At 73.5% G+C, this 24794-nt stretch carries 5 protein-coding genes and 1 pseudogene; 1 reads left to right on the top strand and 5 read right to left on the bottom strand.

Annotation, left to right across the window (positions count from 1 at the left end; genetic code table 11):
• Positions 1-95: 95 nt before the first annotated feature.
• Together C1708_RS00520 and C1708_RS00515 are read right to left on the bottom strand one after the other, a co-directional pair.
• Positions 96-11987 (bottom strand): type I polyketide synthase, encoded by an 11892-nt coding sequence (locus tag C1708_RS00520; RefSeq protein ID WP_106410780.1) that lies wholly within the window; start codon positions 11985-11987, stop codon positions 96-98.
• Entirely contained in the window at positions 11984-19186 is a 7203-nt protein-coding gene (locus C1708_RS00515; protein WP_133169036.1) for a type I polyketide synthase, read from the bottom strand. The genes C1708_RS00520 and C1708_RS00515 overlap by 4 nt, the downstream gene beginning before the upstream one ends.
• Before the next feature lie 147 nt (positions 19187-19333).
• Here C1708_RS00515 and C1708_RS35755 point away from each other — a divergent pair.
• Positions 19334-19672: pseudogene (locus tag C1708_RS35755) on the top strand (beta-ketoacyl synthase N-terminal-like domain-containing protein); the annotation flags it as partial.
• Between the two features lie 641 nt (positions 19673-20313).
• Here C1708_RS35755 and C1708_RS00505 read toward each other — a convergent pair.
• The 3 genes from C1708_RS00505 to C1708_RS00495 form a co-directional block, all read right to left on the bottom strand.
• Positions 20314-22197 carry a type I polyketide synthase gene (locus C1708_RS00505; protein ID WP_502696111.1) on the bottom strand — a complete coding sequence of 628 codons (1884 nt, stop codon included), beginning with the start codon at positions 22195-22197 and terminating at the stop codon, positions 20314-20316.
• Positions 22198-22403: 206 nt separating this feature from the next.
• Entirely contained in the window at positions 22404-24029 is a 1626-nt protein-coding gene (cimA, locus tag C1708_RS00500; protein WP_106410778.1) for a citramalate synthase, read from the bottom strand.
• Positions 24030-24148: 119 nt separating this feature from the next.
• On the bottom strand, positions 24149-24682 hold the full coding sequence (locus tag C1708_RS00495) for a flavin reductase family protein (RefSeq protein WP_106410777.1): 534 nt from the start codon (positions 24680-24682) through the stop codon (positions 24149-24151).
• Between the last annotated feature and the right edge of the window lie 112 nt (positions 24683-24794).

Genomic DNA, 24794 nt, shown 5'->3' with positions numbered 1-24794 from the left:
GTGCCAGCCTGGCTCACGAATCCCGGGCGGGCGAGGCTGGATTTCGGACGGATCGGGGTCCCGGAAAGGGATCGGCGCGGGTGGCCCGGGCCGGGTCAGAGGGTGCCGAGGACGGCGTCCAGGGCGCGGTCGACCTCCTCGTCGGTGAGGTCCTCGGCGGCCTGGAGCGCGGTGGAGGTGTCCGCGTCGGGCCCCGGGGCGCTTCCGGGGCGGGCGAGTTCCAGGAGCCGATCGAGCAGACCGCTGCGGCGCAGCCGGTCGGCGTCGATGCGGTCCAGGGCCCACCGCGCGGCCTCGGCCGGCTCACCGGGGGGCGCCTCCTGCTCCGCCGCGTCGCCCACGGCGAGCTGGCCGTGGAGGAAGTCGGCGATCGCCTCGGGGGTCGGGTAGTCGAAGGCGAGTGTCCTCGGGACCTCGACCTGGAGCTCCTTGACGATGCGGTTGCGCAGCTCCACAGCCATGAGGGAGTCCCACCCGAAGACCCGCATCGGTGTGTCGAGCGGCACCGACTCGGCACCGGGCAGGCCCAGGACGGAGGAGATCTCCTGCCGCAGGAAGAGGCGGAGGGCGACGAGCCGCTCCTCCTCGGGCAGGACGGCCAGCTCCTCGCGGAACGCCGCGGACCGGCTCTCGGCCCGGCCTGCCCGGCGGGGCCTGACGCGCACCAACTGGCGCAGCGCGGCCGGAAGTCCGTTCTCCTCGGCGGCCTGGAGCCGGCCGAGGTCGAGCTTGACCGGCACCAGGTGGGCCTCGGGCCTGGCCAGGGCGGCGTCGAGGAGTCCGAGTCCCTCCTCCGCGCTCATCGCCAGGGCGCCCTGACGGCGCATCCGGGCACGCTCGGCCTGGTCGAGCCCGGCGGTCATGCCGCCGCCGTTCTGCTCCCACAGGCCCCAGGCGAGGCTGGTCCCGGCGAGGCCGCGGCGGCGGCGGTGCAGGGCGAGGGCGTCGAGGAAGGCGTTGGCGGCGCCGTAGTTGCCCTGCCCGGGGGAGCCGAGGGTGCCGGCCACGGAGGAGAAGAGGACGAAGGCGGCCAGTTCCGCGTCCTGGGTGAGGGTGTGCAGGTTCCAGGCGCCGGTCAGCTTGGGGCCGAGCACCCGGGCGAACCCGTCCGGGGTCTGGTTGGCCACGGCCCCGTCCTGGATCACCGCCGCCAGGTGGACGACCCCGGTGAGCGGGTGCTGCTCGCCCGCTTCGGCGAGCGCGGCCGCCGCCTGGCCGGGGTCGGCCACGTCGCAGGCGAGGACGCGCACGGTCGAGGCGCCCGCTTCCCGCAGCTCGGCGACGAGCTCTTCGGTGCCGGGGGCGGCCGGCCCCCGGCGGGAGGTCAGCACGAGGTGGCGTACGCCGTGCGCGGTGACCAGGTGGCGGGCGACGCGCCGGCCGAGTTCGCCGGTGCCGCCGCTGAGCAGCACGGTGCCGTCCGGGTCGAGGGCGCGCGCCACGGTGAGCACGATCTTGCCGGTGTGTCGGCCCTGTGCCATGTACCGGAAGGCGGCGGGCGCCTCCCGCACGTCGTACGAGAGGTACGGCAGCGGTGTCACCGAGCCCTGCTCCAGGAGGAGCGAGACCTCGGTGAGCATCCGCTGGAGGTGGGCGGGGTCCAGGGACATCAGGTCGAAGGCGGTGTAGGCGACGCCGGGATGGGCCGCAGCGACCTCGGTGGCGTCCCGGATGTCGGTCTTGCCCATCTCCAGGAACCGGCCGCCGCGCGGCAGCAGCCGCAGGGAGGCGTCGGTGAACTCCCCGGCCAGGGAGTTGAGGACGACGTCGACGCCGTCGCCGCCGGTGGCGGTCAGCCACCGCTGTTCGAAGCCGGTGTCGCGGGAGCCCGCGATCCGGTCGTCGGGGAGGCCCAGTGCGCGCAGCGTCGCCCACTTGCCGGGCGAGGCGGTCCCGTACACCTCGGCGCCGAGGTGGCGGGCGAGCTGGACGGCCGCCATGCCGACGCCGCCGGCGGCCGCGTGAACGAGCAGTTTCTCGCCGGGCCGCACGTCACCGAGACCGGTGAGGGCGTAGTGGGCGGTGAGGAAGGCGAGCGGGACGGTGGCGCCCTCCTCGAAGGTCAGCGCGTCGGGCAGCCTCGTCATCAGGTGTCCGTCGCCGCGCACCTCGGTGCCGAAGGCGCCCAGGGCCAGGCCCATGGCCCGGTCGCCGGGGCGCAGGTGGCGCACGGCCGGCCCGGTCTCGCGGACCACGCCCGCGAACTCCAGGCCCAGCGCCGGGGTGGGCACCATGCCGAGGGCGTTGAGGACGTCGCGGAAGTTCATGCCCGCGGCGCGGACCTCGACGCGGACCTCGTGGTCGCCGAGGGGGACGGAGCTGTCCGCCGGGATCAGTTCGAGGCTGTCGAGGCTGCCCTTCTCCCGGATGTCGAGGCGCCAGGGGCCGCCGTCCGCGGGCGGGGTGAGGGCGCCCGTGCGGGCGTCGCCCTTCCCGGCACGCAGGAGGCGGGGGGCGTGGGCGGTGGCGGCGCGCAGGGCCAGTTCGGGTTCGCCGGTGAGGGCGAGGGCCCGGTCGAGGAGGCCGGGCTCGGTTCCGGCTCCGTCCAGGTCGACCAGGCGCAGGACGCGGTCCGGGTACTCGCCCCGCACCGACCGGATCAGGCCCCACAGGGGGGCGGCGGCGAGCGCGGGGACCGTGTCCTCGGGCCGGGCGGCGACCGCGTCCCGGGTGACCCAGACCAGTTCGGCGCCGGCGAAGGCGTCCTCGGCCAGCAGCCGCTGGAGGACGGGCAGGGCGGCGAGGGCGCCGTTGCGGGCCGCGTCGCCGGGGGCTTCCTCGGCGGGGGCGGTCGCGTCGACGACGATCCGCTGCGGACGGGCGGGGGCGGCCGGCAGGTCGCCGGGCTCCTCGTACCGGGGGGCGCCGAGGAGCCGGGCGACCTCACCGGTCCCGCCGAGCACCACGGTTCCCTCGGCGGCCCCGGCGGCCTCGGGGAGGTCGACCGGCTGGAAGTCGAACCGGTAGAGGTGGTCGGGGGCCGGGGTCCCGGCAGCGCGCAGGTGCGCGGCGTCGGTCCGCCGGATCTCGAGTCCGGCGGCGCTCAGCACCGGCTGGCCGGTCGGGTCGGTGACGAGGAGGCTGACGGTGTGTCCGCCTCCGTCGGGCGCGGTCTCCTTCCGTTCGGCGCGGACGTGCAGTTCGGTGCCGCCGGTGGCGTGCAGGCGGACGTCGTTCCAGGCGAAGGGGAGCGGTACCGTTCCCTCGGCCGCCTCGCCGGTGTCCACCGCGGCGAGGACGTGGAGGGCGGCGTCGAGCAGGGCCGGGTGGATGCCGTACGCGTCGGCCTCGTGCTGCCGGGGCTCGGGCAGGACGACCCGCCCGTAGGCGACGGTGTCCCGCCGGGCGAGGCCGGTGAGGCCGCGGAAGGCCGGGCCGTAGCCGAGTCCCTGGCCGGCGAGGGAGTCGTAGAAGCCGTCGAGGGGCAGGGGGTCGGCGCCGGGCACGGGCCAGGCGCGGACCTCGGCGAGCCGGCCGGGGTCGGGGGCGCCGGACTCCTCGTCGCCCTCACCGTCGACGAGGTGGCCGGTGGCGTGCAGGGTCCAGGCGTCGGGGTCGGACGTGGCCTCGGGCTGGCTGTGGACGCCGATCGGGCGGCGGCCGTCCTCGGGGGCGCCGACCCTCACCTGCACCCGGACCGGGACACCGTCGGTGAGGACCAGCGGCTGGGCGAGGGTGAGTTCCGCGACGCCTGCGGCGCCGGTGACGCGGGCGGCCGAGAGCGCCATGTCGAGCAGGCCGGTGCCGGGGACGAGGACGGTCCCGTGGACGGCGTGGTCGCGCAGCCAGGGGTGTTCGGCCAGGGAGAGCCGGCCGGTCAGCAGCCGGCCCTCGCCTCCGGCGAGCGCCAGGGCCGCCGGGACCCAGGGGTGTTCCGCCGGGGAGAGCCCGGAGTGCCGGACGTCGCCCCCTGCGCCGGGGGCGGTCTCCAGCCAGAAGGGTTCCCGCTGGAAGGCGTAGGTGGGCAGGGGGAGGAGGGTGCCGCCGGTCAGGACCTGGTCCCAGGCGATCTCCGCCCCGGCCGTGTGCAGGGCGCCGAGCGCCGAGACCAGCGCGCGGACCTCGTCGACGGGCTCCTCCGGTGACCGGGGCGCCCGCTGGGAGGAGACGAACGGGGCCTCGCCGCCGAGGCAGGCGGCGCCCGCCGCGGAGAGCACGCCCGCGGGGCCGCACTCCAGGTAGCGGGCGACGGAGGCGTCCTCCAGCGTCCGCATGGCGTCGAGGAAGCGGACGGCCTCTCGCACCTGACGTCCCCAGTAGGCGGGGTCGGCCAGCTCCTCGGCGGTGGCCCAGGCGCCCGTGACGGTGGAGACCAGGGGGATGCGCGGCGGATGGTAGGCGCAGGCGGCGGCGACCTCCTCGTACGCGGTGAGCATGGCGTCCATGTGCGGGGAGTGGAAGGCGTGCGAGACGGCGAGGCGGCGGGTGCGCGCGCCCTGGTCGGCGAAGTGCGTCCGGACGGCTTCGACGGCCTCCTCGTCGCCGCTGACGACGGTCTGCTCGGGGCCGTTGACCCCGGCGACGGAGACGCGGCCGGTGGTGCGGGCGAGGACGTCGAGGACGGCGCTCTCGGGGGCCTCGACCGAGGCCATCGCCCCGCCACGTTCGCAGCCCTGCATCAGCCGGCCACGGGCGGCGACGAGCCGGGCGGCATCGGCGAGGTCGAGGACTCCGGCGGCGTGCGCGGCCGACAGCTCGCCCACGGAGTGGCCCGCGACGGCGACGGGCTCGACGCCCCACGCCTGCCACTGCCGGAACAGGGCCACTTCCAGGGCGAAGAGCGCGGGCTGGGTGAACTCCGTCTCGTGGACCAGGACGGCGTCCGGGCTGTCCTCGTCGGCCAGCAGCACGTCGGCCAGGCTCCGCGAGAGGTGCGGGTCGAGAGCGGCGCACACCTCGTCGAAGGCCCGGCGGAAGACCGGCAGCGCCGCGTGGAGGCGTCGTCCCATGGCGATCCGCTGGCTTCCCTGGCCGGTGAAGAGCACCGCGGTGCCGCCGTCCGCGGCCGCGCCGGAGGCGGCGCCCGCCGGGACCCGCCCCTCGGCGAGGGACAGCAGTGCCTGGACCGCCTCGTCGGTGGAGGCGGCGGTGACGCTCGCCCGGTACGGGAAGTGGGTGCGGCCGCGGGCCGCCGTGGCGGCCACGTCGGCGAGCGGGAGTCCGGGCCGGTCCGCGAGCCACCGGGCCCAGCGGCCCGCCTGGTCGCGGAGGGCCTCCTCGCTCCGGCCGGAGAGCGGCAGCGGCAGGACGGGGGTGGTGCCGGGCTCGGTGGGTCCGGCGGCCGGGGCCGCGGTCTCCCGTGCCGGTGCCTCTTCGAGGACGAGGTGGGCGTTGGTGCCGCTGAGCCCGAAGGAGGAGACACCGGCGCGGCGGGCGCGCGCGCCCTCCCTCCGCCAGGGACGCGCCTCGCCGAGGAGGCGGAGGCCGCTGTCCTCCCACGCGACGTGGGGGCTGGGCTCGTCGGCGTGCAGGGTCTTCGGCAGTTTCTCGTGCTGCAGGGCCAGCACCATCTTCATGACGCCCGCGACGCCGGCGGCGGCCTGGGCGTGGCCGATGTTCGACTTGGAGGAGCCCAGCCAGACCGGGTCGCCGAGCCGTCCGGGCCCGAAGACCTCGGCGAGCGCCCCGGCCTCGATGGGGTCGCCGAGCGGGGTGCCGGTGCCGTGCGCCTCTATCGCGTCGATGTCGGCGGGGTTCAGCCGGGCGGCCGCGAGGGCGTCGCGGATGACGCGCTGCTGGGAGGGGCCGTTGGGGGCGGTGAGGCCCTGGCTGCGGCCGTCCTGGTTGACGGCGCTGCCGCGGATGACGGCCAGTACCTGGTCGCCGTCGCGCTCGGCGGCCGAGAGCCGCTTGAGGACGAGGATGCCGCACCCCTCCGACCAGCCCGCGCCGTCGGCGGCGGCGGAGAAGGACTTGCACCGTCCGTCGGGGGCCATCCCCTTCAGCCGGCTGAACTCCACGAAGAGCCGGGGCGTGCTCATGACGGTGACGCCGCCGGCGAGCGCGACCTCGCATTCGCCCTGCCTGAGGGCGTTGGCGGCGAGGTGGAGGGCGACGAGGGAGGAGGAGCAGGCCGTGTCGACCGTGACCGCCGGCCCCTGGAGACCGAGGGCGTACGAGAGGCGGCCCGAGACCACGCTGGAGGCGTTGCCGGTGCTGAGGTAGCCGTCGAAGGCGGCGAGCCGGCCCTGGTCGCCGTAGTCGGAACCCATGGTGCCGAGGTAGACGCCGGTGTCGGTGCCGTCGAGCGACCCGGGGCGGACGCCGGCGCGCTCCAGCGCCTCCCACGCCGTCTCCAGGACGAGCCGCTGCTGCGGGTCCATGGAGAGCGCCTCGCGCCGGGAGATGCCGAAGAAGGCGGCGTCGAAGCCCTCGACGTCCTCGATGAAGCCGCCCTCGCGGGCATAGCTCTTGCCCACGGCCTCCGGGTCCGGGTCGTAGACGTCGAGCTTCTCCCACCGGGTGGGCAGCTCGCCGACGGCGTCGGCGCCCTCGGCGAGGAGTTCCCAGTACGCCTCGGGGGTGTCGATGCCGCCGGGGAGGCGGCAGGCCATGGAGACGATGGCCAGCGGTTCGTCGGCGGCGGCCCGCTTGCGGCCGCTCTTGCGCCGCTTGCGGGACACCTCGCCGGTGAGGTCGAGTTTGTCGAGGAGGTGGGTGGCGACGGCGGTGGGGGTCGGGTGGTCGAAGGCCAGGGTCGAGGGCAGGGACAGACCCGTCGCGGCGGAGAGACGACGCCGCAGCTCGACCGCCATCAGCGAGTCCAGACCCAGGTCCTTCAGCACCTGACCCGCGCCCACTCCCTGCGCCGTCTCGATGCCCAGCACGACCGCGGCCTCACGCCGCACCAGCACCGTCAGCTCGGCAAGCCGGTCCGCCTGCGACAACCCCGCAAGCCGCTCCCCCAGCCCCGACACCACACCCTCACCCGCACCGGCCCGCCGACGCGGAGCACGCACCAGATGCCGCAGCAGAGCCGGCACCTCCTCGGGCCCGCGCCGCAGACCCGCCAGCTCCAACCTCACCGGCACCACATGCGCCCACTCAGAAGCGGACCCGGCAGCCAAAACAGCGTCCAGCACCGCGAGCGCCTGACCCGAGGACAGCGCCCCGACACCCCCACGCCGCAACCGCGCCAACTCCGCCCGGCCCAGCCCCGCCGTCAACCCCACACCGGCCTGCTCCCACAGACCCCACGACAGACTCGACCCCGCCAGACCCTCCGCCCGCCGGGAGACCGCCAACGCGTCCAGGAACGCGTTCGCCGCCGCGTAGTTCGCCTGCCCCGCACCACCCAGCACACCCGCGGCCGAGGAGAACAGCACGAACGCCGCCAGCTCCAGACCCAGCTCACGCGACAACTCATCCAGATGCGCCGCGCCCGCCGCCTTCGGCGCCCACACCCGCGCCACCCGCTCCGCGTCCAGACCCGACACCACACCGTCATCCAGCACACCCGCCAGATGGAACACACCCGTCCACGGCCGCTCGGCCGACTCCAACAACGCACGCACCCGCGCCCGGTCGGCCACATCACAGGCCACCACCCGCACACTGCGCGCCCCGGCCCCCTCCAACCGCGCCACCAACTCACCCGTGCCCGGCGCATCAGCACCACGACGCGAGGTCAGCACCAGATGCCGCACCCCGAACCGCTCCACCAACCGCACCGCCACCGCACGGCCCAGCTCACCCGTGCCACCCGTCACCAACACCGCACCCTCGGCATCGAACACGGTCCCCGGCAGCCCCCCACCACCGCCCCCACCGCGCTCCACCACCGACACCGGCACCAGCCGCGCGGCACGAACCTCCCCGCCCCGCACCGCCAGCTCCGGCTCCCCCGACGCCACGACAGCCCGCTCGACATCCTCCGCCGAAACCCCGGCACCCACATCCACCAGCCGGATCACACGATCGGGACACTCCGCCCGCACCGAACGCAGCACACCCCACACCGGCGCCTGCGCCACCTCGCGGACCCCGTCACCGGCATCCACCGCACCCGACGTCACCCACACCCACTCACAGCCCTCAAGACGCGGCTCCGCCAGCAACCCCTGCACCAACTCCAGAGCACCGACCGCCACATCCACCCCAACACGGGCACCGAGCACAGCAGCCACATCGACCACCACCCGCCCAGGCGCCCGCACACCCTCGTCCAGGAGCCCCACCAGCCCGGCCACACCACCGACCGGCTCCACCCCCACCGCACGAGACACCACACCCGCACCCACCACCCACGACTCACCGGCGGAAACACCCTCCGCCAGCACCCGCGGCACCTCGAAAACCACCCGGTACGCATGCTCCACCACCTGACCCACCCGCACCTGCTCCGCAGAAGCAGCACGGATGCGGAGTCCTTCGGCGTGCAGGACGGGCTGCCCCGAAGCGTCGGCCACCGCGAGCGAAAGGTGCTCGTCCGTGGCCGGGTCGAGGGTGATGCGGACGCGCAGTTCGGTGCTGCCGGCGGCGTGGAGTTCGACGCCGGTCCATTCGAAGGGCAGGAAGACCGGCCGGTCGTCGCCCGTTTCCTCGCGGACCCCGACCAGTGTGTGGAGGGCGGCGTCGAGGAGGGCCGGGTGGATGCCGAAACCGTCCGCCGACTGCCCCTCGGGCAGCCGCACGATCCCGTACGCCGTGTTCCCCTTGCGCCACAGCTCCGTCAGCCCCTGGAACGCCGGACCGTAGACCAGACCACGCGCGGCGAAGTCCTCGTAGAAACCGTCGAGGGACACCTGCTCGGCACCGGCCACCGGCCACTGCGCCAGCTCCGCGACGTCGCCACCGTCCAGGTCGACTCCCTCCGCCAGCTCACCGGCGGCGTGCTGACGCCAGCCCACCTCGTCGGAGGCGTCCTCGGGACGGCTGAAGACCGCGACCGGACGACGCCCGCTCCCCGCCTCCGGTGCACTCACGACGACCTGGAGGCGGACAGCGCCGTCCTCGGGAAGGACGAGAGGCTCGAGGAGCGTCAGCTCCTCCACCCGTTCGGCACCCGCGTGATGAGCGGCGGTCAGGGCCAGCTCCAGCAGACCCGTCCCCGGCACCAGCACCGTCCCGAAAGCCGCGTGCTCGGCCAGCCACGGCTGCTCCGCCAACGACAGACGCCCCGTGAACAGATGCCCGTCGCCGTCGGCGAGACCCAGCGCGGCACCGAGCCAGGCATGATCGGACACCTCCAGGCCCACCGAACGCAGGTCACCGGAGGACTTCGGGGTGTCCATCCAGTAGGGCTCCCGCTGGAAGGCGTAGGTGGGAAGGGGCACGAGCCCGCCCTCGCCCAGGACACGGCCGGCGTCCAGATCGTGCCCCTGGACGTGCAGCAGACCGAGGTTGCGCAGGATCTGGTCCAGACCGCCCGACCTGCGGCTGAGGGAACCCACGACGATCCCACCGCGCTCCGCGCTGCCGTCCGTCAACGGCATCGACAGCACAGGATGCGCGGAGATCTCCACGAACACCCCGTGACCGTCGTCCAGCAGCCGTTCCAGCGCACGGTCGAAACGCACCGGCTGCCGCAGATTCCGGCACCAGTACCCACCGTCCAGCTCACCGCCGGAAGCCACCCGCCCCGTCACGGTCGAGTAGAAAGCGACCTCGGGCGTGCCCGCCTCCAGTCCGGCGAACCGCTCCGCCAGCCCCGGCAGCAACGGATCCATCTGCGCGTTGTGCGACGCATAATCGACATTGATCTTCCGCGCGTACACACCCTCCGCGGACAGCTGACGGACGATCTCGTCGATGGCGTCCGCCTCACCCGAGACGATCGTGGAACCGGCCGTGTTCACCGCCGCCACCGACAACGCCTCACCGAACGGCGCCACCCACTGCTCGACCTCCGCGACCGCACGCTCGATCAAAGCCATACCGCCCCGACCCGCACAGGCAAGCACCGCCTGCGACCGGGCCGCCACCACCAGAGCACCCTGCTCCAGCGTCAGCGCACCCGACACCACAGCCGCCACCACCTCGCCCTGCGAATGCCCCACCACAGCCGCCGGCTCCACACCCAACGACCGCCACACCGCCGCCAGACCGACACCCATCGCGAACAGCGCAGGCTGCACCACATCCACCCGCTCCACCGGCGGATGATCACCCTCCACCCCCGCCAGCACCTCACGCACCGACCAGCCCGTCAACGGACGCAGAGCCACATCACACCGCTCCACCGCCTCCGCGAACACCGGACACGACTCCAGCAGCCCCCGCCCCATCCCCGACCACTGCGAACCCTGACCCGGGAAGACGAACACCACCTTCCCGCGCGCCCCGGCCACACCGGACACCACCGAATCCAGCGAACGGCCCTCGGCCAGAGCCGACAACCCCTCCACCAGACCCGCCACATCCGACGCCACCACACTCGCCCGCGAAGCCAGCTGCGAACGATGACGGCCCGCCGTCACCGCCACATCGGACAACGACACACCCTCACGACCCGACAGCCAGGACGCCCAGCGCCCGGCCTGAGCACGCAACGCCTCCTCACTCTGACCCGACACCACCACCGGCACCGGAACCGGCGCAGCAACCTCCCCCCCGGCAGGAGTGGCCTCGGCCCCGGCGGGAGCGGTCTTGCGCGCCGGGGGTTCCTCGATCACCACGTGGGCGTTGGTGCCGGACAGCCCGAACGACGACACACCCGCACGCCGCGGACGCTCACCGTCGGACGTCCACGCACGCGCCTCGTTCAACAGCGCAAGACCACTGCTGTCCCACTCGATCAACGGCGTGGGCTCATCGGCGTGCAACGTCCTCGGAAGAACCTCGTGCTGCAACGCCAGCACCATCTTGATCACACCGACCACACCCGCCGCCGCCTGCGCGTGCCCGATGTTCGACTTCGACGACCCCAGCCACACCGGGTCGCCGAGCCGTCCGGGCCCGAACACCTCGGCGAGCGCCCCGGCCTCGATGGGGTCGCCGAGCGGGGTGCCGGTGCCGTGCGCCTCGACCGCGTCGATGTCGGCCGGCGTCAGCCGCGCCGCCTCCAGCGCATCGCGGATCACCCGCTGCTGGGAGGGGCCGTTGGGGGCGGTGAGGCCCTGGCTGCGGCCGTCCTGGTTGACGGCGCTGCCGCGGATGACGGCCAGCACACGGTCGCCGTCACGCTCGGCGGCCGACAGCCGCTTCAGCAGCAGCACGCCCGCGCCCTCGGCCCAGCCCGCGCCGTCGGCGGCGGCGGAGAAGGACTTGCACCGTCCGTCCCCGGCCATCCCCTTCAACCGCGAGAACTCCACGAACAGGGCGGGCGTGCTCATGACGGTGACACCGCCGGCGAGCGCGACCTCGCACTCACCCTGCCGCAGCGCCTGGATCGCCAGGTGGAGGGCGACGAGCGAGGAGGAGCAGGCCGTGTCGACCGTGACCGCCGGCCCCTGGAGACCGAGCGTGTAGGAGACGCGGCCCGAGACCACGCTGGAAGCGTTGCCGGTGCTGACGTAGCCGTCGAGGGCGTCCAGGTCGGCGCCCTGCTGATTGCCGTAGTCGGAGCTCATGGTGCCGAGGTAGACACCGGTACGGCTCTCGTTCAGCGTCTCCGGACGGACACCCGCGCGCTCCAGCGCCTCCCAGGACGCCTCCAGGACCAGCCGCTGCTGCGGGTCCATCGACACGGCCTCACGCGGACTGACCCCGAAGAAGGCGGCGTCGAAACCCTCCACGCCGTCCAGGAAGCCGCCCTCGCGGGCATAGCTCTTGCCGACCGCCTCCGGGTCCGGGTCGTACAGGTCCAGTCCGCCCCAACGGGAGGGCATGGCGCCCACGGCGTCGCCGCCGGAGGCCAGCAGTTCCCAGAACGCCTCCGGCGTGTCGATCCCGCCGGGGAGGCGGCACGCCATCGACACCACGGCGATCGGTTCGGTACGGGCGGCGCGTTCGGCGCTGAGTTCCTTCTCGGTCTCGACGAGCGCGTTGGTCGTCCGCCGCAGGTAGGCTTCGAGCTTTTCGAGTTTGCCGACTTCGGACGCGCTCATTCGCTCACTCCAAGCTTGCGATCCAGGAACTGCAGAAGGTCATCCGTGGTGCCGGTGTCGATCTCGGCTTCCGGCTGTTCGTCGTGGGCGGGCGCGCTCCGGGCCAATCCGTCGCGCAGGGCGAGGAGGCCGGCGGCCAGACCGTGTTCCTCCATCTGGGCCGGGGTGGCCGCGCGGAGGAGTTCGACCAGGCTGTCGATCTGGTGGCGGGTGACGCGCCCGCCGGCCGTCGCTCCGGCCCCGGCGGTGGAACCGACGTCGAGCTTGGCGAGGAGGAGGGCGGCGATCGCCGACGGCGTCGGGTGGTCGAAGGCGAGGGTGGACGGCAGGGTCAGGCCGGTCTCGGCGGAGAGGCGGCGTCGCACCTCGACCGCCATGAGCGAGTCCATGCCGAGGTCCTTGAGGACCTGGTCGGCGCCGACCCCGTCCGCCGTGGGCAGGCCGAGGACGGTGGCCGCCTCGCGCTGCACCAGGCGGGAGAGGTGCGGCAGGCGCTGGTCGTCGGGGAGGGCGAGCAGTTGCTCGCGCAGGCCCGAGGGCGATCCGGTGGCCGCGCCCGCGCGGCGCCTGGGGGCACGCAGCAGGTTCCGCAGGAGGGCGGGGGCGGTCGCCCCGTTGTCCACCTCGCGTTGGAGCGAGGTGAGTTCCAGCCTGACGGGGACGAGGTGGGAGTACGGCAGTCCCAGCGCGGCGTCCAGCGCGGTCAGCGCCTGCCGGGTGCTGAGGGCGCCGATGCCGCCGCGCCGCAGGCGGGCCAGTTCGGCCTGGCCGAGTCCGGCGGTGAGGCCGAGACCCGCCTGTCGCCACAGGCCCCACGAGAGGCTGAGGGCGGGCAGTCCGTCGGCCCGCCTGCGGGCTGCGAGGGCGTCGAGGAAGGCGTTGGCCGCCGCGTAGTTGCCCTGGCCCGCGCCGCCGAGGACGCCCGCGGCCGAGGAGTAGAGGACGAAGGCGGCGAGGTCGAGGCCCTGCTGCCGGGTGAGCTGGTCCAGATGGAGCGCTCCGGCGGCCTTGGGGGCCCAGACCCGTTCCAGGCGCTCCGCGTCCTGGGTGGCGAGCAGTCCGTCGTCCAGTACTCCGGCGAGGTGGAAGACGCCGGTCCAGGGGTGGTCGGCGTCCGCGGCGGCGAGGGCCAGGGCGACGTCCTCGCGCCTGCTGACGTCGCAGGCGAGCACCTGCACGGTCTCGGCACCGGAGCCGGTCAGCTCCTCGACCAGCTCGGCCGCGCCGGGTGCGTCCATGCCGCGCCGAGAGGTGAGCACCAGGTGGCGTACACCGTGCTCGCGGACGAGGTGGCAGGCCAGGGCACGGCCCAGTTCGCCCGTGCCGCCGGTGATCAGCACCGATCCCTCGGGCGAGAGCGGGCCGGCGGCCGGGGGCCGCGGGGGCTCCTCCTCGGCGGTTCCGGTCACGGGTGCGACGGTGGCGCGGACGAGCCGGGCGGTGCGGATCTCGCCGTCACGGATCGCGATCTCGGGTTCGCCGGGCAGGGCGAGGGCCTGGGGCAGGAGGGCGTCGTCCGCCGCTCCGCCGAGGTCGATCAGGCGGATCACGCGCTCGGCGTACTCGCTCCGCGCGACGCGGAGCAGGCCCCACAGGGGTGCGTGGGCCAGGTCGCGGAGTTCCTCGTCCGCGCCGGTGGCCGAGCGCGTGATCCACACCAGTTCCGCTTCGGCCAGGCGGGGGTCGCCCACCAGGCTTCGCAGAGTGTTCAGCGTCTCGGCGGTCAGCCGGTACGCCGCGTCACCTCCTGGAGGCGCGTCCGCCGCGGTCGCGTCGACCACCAGTCGCGCAGGCGCTGCCCGCCCATCATCGAGGCGGGCGAGCAGCACACCCACATCAGCCACATGTCGGACCTCCAGGATCTCGGAGAGCTCGGTGTTCTCACCGAGCAGCCAGGTGCCGCCGGCCGGCGTCTCCTGCACCTGCGGGAGCGGCGACGGGCGGAAGTCCACGTGATACAGGTGCTCGACGGTTTCGGCGGACCGGAGCTGTTCCGCGGTGGCCTCGCGGATGGCGAGCGCCTCGACCTCGGCGACCGGCCGCCCTGTCGGGTCGGCGACCTGCACGCCGAGGGCGGTCCCGGTCTCGTCGAGGGTGATGCGGACGCGCAGTTCGGTGCTGCCGGCGGCGTGGAGTTCGACGCCGGTCCATTCGAAGGGCAGGAAGACCGGCCGGTCGTCGCCCGTTTCCTCGCGGACCCCGACCAGTGTGTGGAGGGCGGCGTCGAGGAGGGCCGGGTGGACGCCGAAACCGTCCGCCGACTGCCCCTCGGGCAGCCGCACGATCCCGTACGCCGTGTTCCCCTTGCGCCACAGCTCCGTCAGCCCCTGGAACGCCGGACCGTAGACCAGACCACGCGCGGCGAAGTCTTCGTAGAAACCGTCGAGGGACACCTGCTCGGCACCGGCCACCGGCCACTGCGCCAGCTCCGCGAAGCCCGCACGGTCACCCACCCCGGCCTGCCCCGCCTCGGACAGCTCACCCGCAGCATGCCGGCGCCAGCCCACCTCGTCGGAGGCGTCCTCAGGGCGGCTGAAGACCGCGACCGGACGACGCCCGCTCCCCGCCTCCGGCGCACTCACGACGACCTGGAGGCGGACAGCGCCGTCCTCGGGAAGGACGAGAGGCTCGAGGAGCGTCAGCTCCTCCACCCGTTCGGCACCCGCGTGATGAGCGGCGGTCAGGGCCAGCTCCAGCAGACCCGTCCCCGGCACCAGCACCGTCCCGAAAGCCGCGTGCTCGGCCAGCCACGGCTGCTCCGCCAACGACAGACGCCCCGTGAACAGATGCCCGTCGCCGTCGGCGAGACCCAGCGCGGCACCGAGCCAGGCATGATCGGACACCTCCAGGCCCACCGAACGCAGGTCACCGGAGGACTTCGGGGTGTCCATCCAGTAGGGCTCCCGCTGGAAGGCGTAGGTGGGAAGGGGCACGAGCCCGCCCTCGCCCAGGACACGGCCGGCGTCCAGATCGTGCCCCTGGACGTGCAGCAGACCGAGGTTGCGCAGGATCTGGTCCAGACCGCCCGACCTGCGGCTGAGGGAACCCACGACGATCCCACCGCGCTCCGCGCTGCCGTCCGTCAACGGCATCGACAGCACAGGATGCGCGGAGATCTCCACGAACACCCCGTGACCGTCGTCCAGCAGCCGTTCCAGCGCACGGTCGAAACGCACCGGCTGCCGCAGATTCCGGCACCAGTACCCACCGTCCAGCTCACCGCCGGAAGCCACCCGCCCCGTCACGGTCGAGTAGAAAGCGACCTCGGGCGTGCCCGCCTCCAGTCCGGCGAACCGCTCCGCCAGCCCCGGCAGCAACGGATCCATCTGCGCGTTGTGCGACGCATAATCGACATTGATCTTCCGCGCGTACACACCCTCCGCGGACAGCTGACGGACGATCTCGTCGATGGCGTCCGCCTCACCCGAGACGATCGTGGAACCGGCCGTGTTCACCGCCGCCACCGACAACGCCTCACCGAACGGCGCCACCCACTGCTCGACCTCCGCGACCGCACGCTCGATCAAAGCCATACCGCCCCGACCCGCACAGGCAAGCACCGCCTGCGACCGGGCCGCCACCACCAGAGCACCCTGCTCCAGCGTCAGCGCACCCGACACCACAGCCGCCACCACCTCGCCCTGCGAATGCCCCACCACAGCCGCCGGCTCCACACCCAACGACCGCCACACCGCCGCCAGACCGACACCCATCGCGAACAGCGCAGGCTGCACCACATCCACCCGCTCCACCGGCGGATGATCACCCTCCACCCCCGCCAGCACCTCACGCACCGACCAGCCCGTCAACGGACGCAGAGCCACATCACACCGCTCCACCGCCTCCGCGAACACCGGACACGACTCCAGCAGCCCCCGCCCCATCCCCGACCACTGCGAACCCTGACCCGGGAAGACGAACACCACCTTCCCGCGCCCCCCGGCAGCGCCCGACACCACCGAATCCAGCGAACGGCCCTCGGTCAGAGCCGACAACCCCTCCACCAGACCCGCCACATCCGACGCCACCACACTCGCCCGCGAAGCCAGCTGCGAACGATGACGGCCCGCCGTCACCGCCACATCGGACAACGACACACCCTCACGACCCGACAGCCAGGACGCCCAGCGCCCGGCCTGAGCACGCAACGCCTCCTCACTCTGACCCGACACCACCACCGGCACCGGCGCAGCAACCTCACCCCCGGCAGGAGCGGCCTCACCCCCGGCAGGAGCGGTCTCACCCCCGGCAGGAGCGGTCTTGCGCGCCGGGGGTTCCTCGATCACCACGTGGGCGTTGGTGCCGGACAGCCCGAACGACGACACACCCGCACGCCGCGGACGCTCACCGTCGGACGTCCACGCACGCGCCTCGTTCAACAGCGCAAGACCACTGCTGTCCCACTCGATCAACGGCGTGGGCTCATCGGCGTGCAACGTCCTCGGAAGCACCTCGTGCTGCAACGCCAGCACCATCTTGATCACACCGACCACACCCGCCGCCGCCTGCGCGTGCCCGATGTTCGACTTCGACGACCCCAGCCACACCGGCCGGCCGTCAGGCCGCTCGGGCCCGAACACCTCCGCCAGCGCACCCGCCTCGATCGGATCACCCAACGACGTACCCGTCCCGTGCGCCTCGACCGCGTCGATGTCGGCGGGCGTCAGCCGCGCCGCCTCCAGGGCAGCCTGGACCACCCGCTGCTGGGAGGGGCCGTTGGGGGCGGTGAGCCCCTGGCTGCGGCCGTCCTGGTTGACGGCGCTGCCGCGTATCACCGCCAGTACCTGGTCGCCGTCGCGCTCGGCGGCCGAGAGCCGCTTGAGGACCAGGACGCCCGCGCCCTCGGCCCAGCCCGCGCCGTCGGCGGCAGCGGAGAAGGACTTGCACCGTCCGTCCTCGGCCATCCCCTTCAAGCGGGAGAACTCCACGAACAGGGCGGGGGTGCTCATGACGGTGACGCCGCCGGCGAGCGCGACCTCGCACTCGCCCTGCCTGAGGGCGTTGGCGGCGAGGTGGAGGGCGACGAGGGAGGAGGAGCAGGCCGTGTCGACCGTGACCGCCGGCCCCTGGAGACCGAGCGTGTAGGAGACGCGGCCCGAGACCACGCTGCCCGCGTAGCCCGTGCTGGTGTAGCCGTCGAGGGCGTCCAGGTCGTGGCTCTGGTGGCCGTAGTCGGAGCTCATGGTGCCGAGGTAGACGCCGGTGTCGGTGCCGCTGAGCGACTCCGGGCGGATGCCGGCGCGCTCCAGTGCCTCCCAGGACGTCTCCAGGACGAGCCGCTGCTGCGGGTCCATCGACACGGCCTCACGCGGACTGACCCCGAAGAAGGCGGCGTCGAAACCCTCCACGTCCTCCAGGAAGCCGCCCTCGCGGGCATAGCTCTTGCCGACCGCCTCCGGGTCCGGGTCGTACAGGTCCAGCCCGCCCCAACGGGAGGGCAGCCCGCCGACCGCGTCGCCGCCGGAGGCCAGCAGTTCCCAGAACGCCTCCGGCGTGTCGATCCCGCCGGGGAGGCGGCACGCCATCGACACCACGGCGATCGGCTCGTCGACGGTGCGGGTGGCGGCGCGCGGCTTCTTCTGCCGCGCCCGCTCGGTCTCCGGGGTGAGGTCGAGTTTGTCGAGGAGGTGGGTGGCGACGGCGGTGGGGGTCGGGTGGTCGAAGGCCAGGGTCGAGGGCAGGGACAGACCCGTCGCGGCGGAGAGACGACGCCGCAGCTCGACCGCCATCAGCGAGTCCAGACCCAGGTCCTTCAGCACCTGACCCGCGCCCACTCCCTGCGCCGTCTCGATGCCCAGCACGACCGCGGCCTCACGCCGCACCAGCACCGTCAGCTCGGCAAGCCGGTCCGCCTGCGACAACCCCGCAAGCCGCTCCCCCAGCCCCGACACCACACCCTCACCCGCACCGGCCCGCCGACGCGGAGCACGCACCAGATGCCGCAGCAGAGCCGGCACCTCCTCGGGCCCGCGCCGCAGACCCGCCAGCTCCAACCTCACCGGCACCACATGCGCCCACTCAGAAGCGGACCCGGCAGCCAAAACAGCGTCCAGCACCGCGAGCGCCTGACCCGAGGACAGCGCCCCGACACCCCCACGCCGCAACCGCGCCAACTCCGCCCGGCCCAGCCCCGCCGTCAACCCCACACCGGCCTGCTCCCACAGACCCCACGACAGACTCGACCCCGCCAGACCCTCCGCCCGCCGGGAGACCGCCAACGCGTCCAGGAACGCGTTCGCCGCCGCGTAGTTCGCCTGCCCCGCACCACCCAGCACACCCGCGGCCGAGGAGAACAGCACGAACGCCGCCAGCTCCAGACCCAGCTCACGCGACAACTCATCCAGATGCGCCGCGCCCGCCGCCTTCGGCGCCCACACCCGCGCCACCCGCTCCGCGTCCAGACCCGACACCACACCGTCATCCAGCACACCCGCCAGATGGAACACACCCGTCCACGGCCGCTCGGCCGACTCCAACAACGCACGCACCCGCGCCCGGTCGGCCACATCACAGGCCACCACCCGCACACTGCGCGCCCCGGCCCCCTCCAACCGCGCCACCAACTCACCCGTGCCCGGCGCATCAGCACCACGACGCGAGGTCAGCACCAGATGCCGCACCCCGAACCGCTCCACCAACCGCACCGCCACCGCACGGCCCAGCTCACCCGTGCCACCCGTCACCAACACCGCACCCTCGGCATCGAACACGGTCCCCGGCAGCCCCCCACCACCGCCCCCACCGCGCTCCACCACCGACACCGGCACCAGCCGCGCGGCACGAACCTCCCCGCCCCGCACCGCCAGCTCCGGCTCCCCCGACGCCACGACAGCCCGCTCGACATCCTCCGCCGAAACCCCGGCACCCACATCCACCAGCCGGATCACACGATCGGGACACTCCGCCCGCACCGAACGCAGCACACCCCACACCGGCGCCTGCGCCACCTCGCGGACCCCGTCACCGGCATCCACCGCACCCGACGTCACCCACACCCACTCACAGCCCTCAAGACGCGGCTCCGCCAGCAACCCCTGCACCAACTCCAGAGCACCGACCGCCACATCCACCCCAACACGGGCACCGAGCACAGCAGCCACATCGACCACCACCCGCCCAGGCGCCCGCACACCCTCGTCCAGGAGCCCCACCAGCCCGGCCACACCACCGACCGGCTCCACCCCCACCGCACGAGACACCACACCCGCACCCACCACCCACGACTCACCGGCGGAAACACCCTCCGCCAGCACCCGCGCGCCGTCCCGCTCGCCGGCCGACCGCGGCCGGGTCCGGGTAGGACAGGTGCAGCCCGCCCCCGCCCTCCGCCCAACCCGCGCCCCCCCTCCCCCCTCGTCGCCCTCCACCTGGCGGTCCAGGCGCTGCGGCAGGGGGAGTGCGAGGTCGCGCTCGCCGGCGGCGTCACCGTCATGAGCGCCCCCTCTCTCTTCGTCGAGTTCTCGCGGTTGAAGGGGATGGCCGGGGACGGACGGTGCAAGTCCTTCTCGGCCGACGCCGACGGCGCGGGCTGGGCCGAGGGCGCGGGCGTGCTGCTGCTGAAGCGGCTGTCGGCCGCCGAGCGTGACGGCGACCGTGTGCTGGCCGTCATCCGCGGCAGCGCCGTCAACCAGGACGGCCGCAGCCAGGGCCTCACCGCCCCCAACGGCCCCTCCCAGCAGCGGGTGACAGCCCATGACGACTGCCGGGTTTCCCCATTCGGACACCCCCGGATCAAAGCCTGGTTGACGACTCCCCGGGGCCTATCGTGGCCTCCCACGTCCTTCATCGGTTCCTGGTGCCAAGGCATCCACCGTGCGCCCTTAAAAACTTGGCCACAGATGCTCGCGTCCACTGTGCAGTTCTCAAACAACGACCAACCACCCATCACCCCGAACAAAACGCTCGAGTGCACTGGGGCCGGCACTGAAGGAAACTCATTCCCTCAGACACCCAACAGCGTGCCCGACACCCTCACCGCCGCCTGGCAGGCCCAACTCGACGCCATGCGCTACGTCCTGCTGGGCGAAACGCCCGCCGAGGCCACCTCGCAGGCCGCTCCCGCGGCCTCCCTCACCGCGGCCTGAAGCCCCACCCCCCGGCCGGCGCACCACCAGCTCGGGTACGCCCACGTGCCCGAGCTGCTCCGCTGTGCCGGAACCCCTCCAGAACCCGAAGCACCAGATCCGTACGACCGAAGCTCAAGTGGCCACCGATTGGCTGCTGGAGTCCCCGATACGTCTTCGCCGGGACGCTGTTCGCCCCGCCGCGGGCCGCGCAGAGAGGCTCAATGGTGTCGATGTCAAACCAGGACCGGATGCAGGCCGCGCTACCAGCGAGCGGCGCCGCTCGCTGGTAGCGCGGCCTGCATCCGGTCCTGGTTTGACATCGACACCATTGAGCCTCTCTGCGCGGCCCGCGGCGGGGCGAACAGCGTCCCGGCGAAGACCGGGCACGACTCCAGCAGCCCCCGCCCCATCCCCGACCACTGCGAACCCTGACCCGGGAAGACGAACACCACCTTCCCGCGCGCCCCGGCCACACCGGACACCACCGAATCCAGCGAACGGCCCTCGGCCAGAGCCGACAACCCCTCCACCAGACCCGCCACATCCGACGCCACCACACTCGCCCGCGAAGCCAGCTGCGAACGATGACGGCCCGCCGTCACCGCCACATCGGACAACGACACACCCTCACGACCCGACAGCCAGGACGCCCAACGCCCGGCCTGAGCACGCAACGCCTCCTCACTCTGACCCGACACCACCACCGGCACGGGATTCCCCGTGGCGGAGGGCCTGTCCTCGGACGGGTCGACAGCGGAGGGTACGGGCGACTCCTCGATCACCACGTGGGCGTTGGTGCCGGACAGCCCGAACGACGACACACCCGCACGCCGCGGACGCTCACCGTCGGACGTCCACGCACGCGCCTCGTTCAACAGCGCAAGACCACTGCTGTCCCACTCGATCAACGGCGTGGGCTCATCGGCGTGCAACGTCTTCGGAAGCACCTCGTGCTGCAACGCCAGCACCATCTTGATCACACCGACCACACCCGCCGCCGCCTGCGCGTGCCCGATGTTCGACTTCGACGACCCCAGCCACACCGGCCGGCCGTCAGGCCGCTCGGGCCCGAACACCTCCGCCAGCGCACCCGCCTCGATCGGATCACCCAACGACGTACCCGTCCCGTGCGCCTCGACCGCGTCGATGTCGGCGGGCGCCAGCCGCGCCGCCTCCAGCGCATCGCGGATCACCCGCTGCTGGGAGGGGCCGTTGGGGGCGGTGAGGCCCTGGCTGCGGCCGTCCTGGTTGACGGCGCTGCCGCGGATGACGGCCAGCACACGGTCGCCGTCACGCTCGGCGGCCGACAGCCGCTTCAGCAGCAGCACGCCCGCGCCCTCGGCCCAGCCCGCGCCGTCGGCGTCGGCCGAGAAGGACTTGCACCGTCCGTCCCCGGCCATCCCCTTCAACCGCGAGAACTCGACGAAGAGAGAGGGGGCGCTCATGACGGTGACGCCGCCGGCGAGCGCGACCTCGCACTCCCCCTGCCGCAGCGCCTGGACCGCCAGGTGGAGGGCGACGAGGGAGGAGGAGCAGGCCGTGTCGACCGTGACCGCCGGCCCCTGGAGACCGAGCGTGTAGGAGACGCGGCCCGAGACCACGCTGCTCGCCTTGCCGGTGCTGACGTAGCCGTCGAGGGCGTCCAGATCCGTGCCCAGGTCTCCGTAGTCGGAGCTCATGGTGCCGAGGTAGACACCGGTACGGCTCTCGTTCAGCGACTCCGGGCGGACACCGGCGCGCTCCAGCGCCTCCCAGGACGTCTCCAGGACCAGCCGCTGCTGCGGGTCCATGGTGAGAGCCTCGCGCGGGCTCACGCCGAAGAAGGCGGCGTCGAATCCCTCCACGTCCTCCAGGAAGCCGCCCTCGCGGGCATAGCTCTTGCCGACCGCCTCCGGGTCCGGGTCGTACAGGTCCAGCCCGCCCCAACGGGAGGGCAGCCCGCCGACCGCGTCGCCGCCGGAGGCCAGCAGTTCCCAGAACGCCTCCGGCGTGTCGATCCCGCCCGGGAGACGGCACGCCATCGACACCACGGCGATCGGCTCGTGCTGCCGGGCTTGGCGCGCCTCCAGTTCCGCGGCCCTCTTCTGGAGTGCGCGGATCGCTGGTAGCGCGGCCTGCATCCGGTCCTGGTTTGACATCGACACCATTGAGCCTCTCTGCGCGGCCCGCGGCGGGGCGAACAGCGTCCCGGCGAAGACGTATCGGGGACTCCAGCAGCCAATCGGTGGCCACTTGAGCTTCGGTCGTACGGATCTGGTGCTTCGGGTTCTGGAGGGGTTCCGGCACAGCGGAGCAGCTCGGGCACGTGGGCGTACCCGAGCTGGTGGTGCGCCGGCCGGGGGGTGGGGCTTCAGGCCGCGGTGAGGGAGGCCGCGGGAGCGGCCTGCGAGGTGGCCTCGGCGGGCGTTTCGCCCAGCAGGACGTAGCGCATGGCGTCGAGTTGGGCCTGCCAGGCGGCGGTGAGGGTGTCCTGGGCGACGCCGACGGTGTTCCAGGTGCGGTCGCCGTCACGGTAGGAGACCAGGACGCGGAAGGTGGCGGGCCCCTCCCGGGAGGTGAGTGCCCGCACGTGGTGGCCGGTCATCACGAGCCGGTCGAGGCGGGCGTAGCTGGGGGTGAGGAGGTGGTGGAGGGCCGCGTCGAGTGCCTCCAGGGGGCTGTCGCCCGTCCCGGTGGCGGTGCGGTCGGTGATGCCGACGCGGGCGCGGAGGGTCGCCTCGCTGCGGGCGGGCCCGGCGGTGCCCTGGGCCGTGGTGACCTGCCAGGTGTCGACGGTGAAGGGCGGCGGGGCGGGCGTGGCGGCCAGCTCCTCGTGGAGCAGCAGGGCGAAGGAGGCGTCGGCGTTCTCGAAGCTGTAACCGCGGTTCTCCAGCTGCTTGACGCGGGCCGCCGCGCGGGTGGCCTCCTCGGAGCCGGCGGCGACCTCGTGGCCGAGCTCGCGTGCCTTGAGGGAGACGGAGGAACGGCCTCCCATGTCGGAGACGAGCGTGCGCATCGTGTTGCCGAGGCGGGCCGGGTCGGTGTGCTGGTAGAGGTCGGGGTCGACGCGGAGGGCGGAGGCGTGGAGTCCGGCCTTGTGGGTGAAGGCGAGGGCGCCGACGTAGGGGGCGGCGGCCCGCGGGGTGACGCCGGTGACGGCGGTGACGGCGGCCGCCGTACGGGTGAGGGCGGCGAGCTGGTCGGGGGTGACGACGGGCAGGTCGCGTTTGAGGACCAGGTTGGCGATGACGGTGAAGAGGTCGGCGTTGCCGCACCGTTCGCCGTAGCCGTGGGCGGTGCCCTGCACGTGGACCGCGCCGGCGTCGGTGGCGGCGAGGGTGTTGGCGACGGCGCATCCCGAGTCGTCGTGGCAGTGGATGCCGAGGGCCGCGCCGGTGGCGGCGAGGGTGTCGGCCACGACGCGGCCCACCTCGTCGGGGAGGTGGCCGCCGTTGGTGTCGCAGAGGACGACGGCCTGGGCCCCGGCCTCGGCGGCGGTGCGGACGACCTCCAGGGCGTAGTTCGGGTTGAGCCGGTAGCCGTCGAAGTAGTGCTCGGCGTCGAAGAAGACGGTCCGCCCGGCGCCGACCAGGTGCCGCACCGTGCTGCCGATCATGGCGAGGTTCTCGGCCAGGGTGGTGTGCAGGGCGCGTTCCACGTGCCCGGTGTGGCTCTTGCCGACCAGGGTGACCACGGGCGCCTCGGAGGTGAGCAGGGCGCGTACCTGGGGGTCGTCGGGTACGGCGATGCCGGGGCGGCGGGTGGAGCCGAAGGCGGCGAGGCGGGCGCCGCGGAGGTCGAGTTCGGTGCGGGCCCGCTGGAAGAATTCGGTGTCGCGGGGGACGGCGCCCGGCCAGCCTCCCTCGATGAACCCCACTCCGACGCTGTCCAGGAGGCGGGCCACGGCGAGCTTCTCGTCGACCGTGAGCGTCATGCCCTTCTGCTGGCTGCCGTCGCGCAGAGTGGTGTCGTACAGCTGTATGCCGCCCTCGGCCATGTCTCTCGCCCTCCGGTGATGTGGGCGTACCGCCCCTTGCTGACGTCCTCGTCCCCGACGATCCGGCGGTCCGCCTGAGCCCCGCTAGAGATCCGGCGGAAGCCATGGCCGGGCAGGTGTCAGCCCTGTACGGGGCCGGTGGGGAGACCGGTGAAGGCCCCCTGGTGGAAGACGAGGGGGCGGGGGCCGCCGTCGGCGGTGCCGAGGGCGACGACCCGGCCGATGAACAGGGTGTGGTCGCCCGCCTCGCGCTCCTCCTCCAGGACGCACTCGAAGGAGGACTCGGCGGCGGGGAGTACGGCGTGGCCGGTGACCCCGGCGACGGCGGCGAGGCGTGTCGTCGCGGCCCGGCCCTCCGGGCGGCCGGAGCGGGCGAACTCCTGGGCGAGGTGGCGCTGATCCTCCCCCAGGACGTTGACCGCGAAGCCCCGGGCGCGGGAGATCAGGGGGCGCATCCGGCCGGCGGTCCTGACGGAGACGAGCAGGAGCAGGGGGTCGAGGGAGACCGAGGTCAGGCTGTTGAGCGTCATGGCGGTGGTGGTGTCGCCGCTGCCGAGGGTGAGCAGGGTGACGCCGGTGGGGAAGCGGCCCATGGCGGCGCGGAAGGCGGCCACGTCGGGACGGGCCAGCACGCTGCCGGTGGTGACTGTCATGTCGGAGCTCCGATTCTGGTGGACGGCTGCCGGGCGGCTCCGCGGCCGGGTGGCCGCGGAGCCGCGGTCGTACGGCCCCGCGGGAGGGCGGTCCCACGAGAGGGGCGCCCCC

The sequence above is a fragment of the Streptomyces sp. DH-12 genome, assembly GCF_002899455.1.
In the GTDB taxonomy this organism is placed as follows: domain Bacteria; phylum Actinomycetota; class Actinomycetes; order Streptomycetales; family Streptomycetaceae; genus Streptomyces.
The sequence above is the reverse complement of the archived record's forward strand: the minus strand, read 5'-3'. Positions and strand labels throughout refer to the sequence as shown.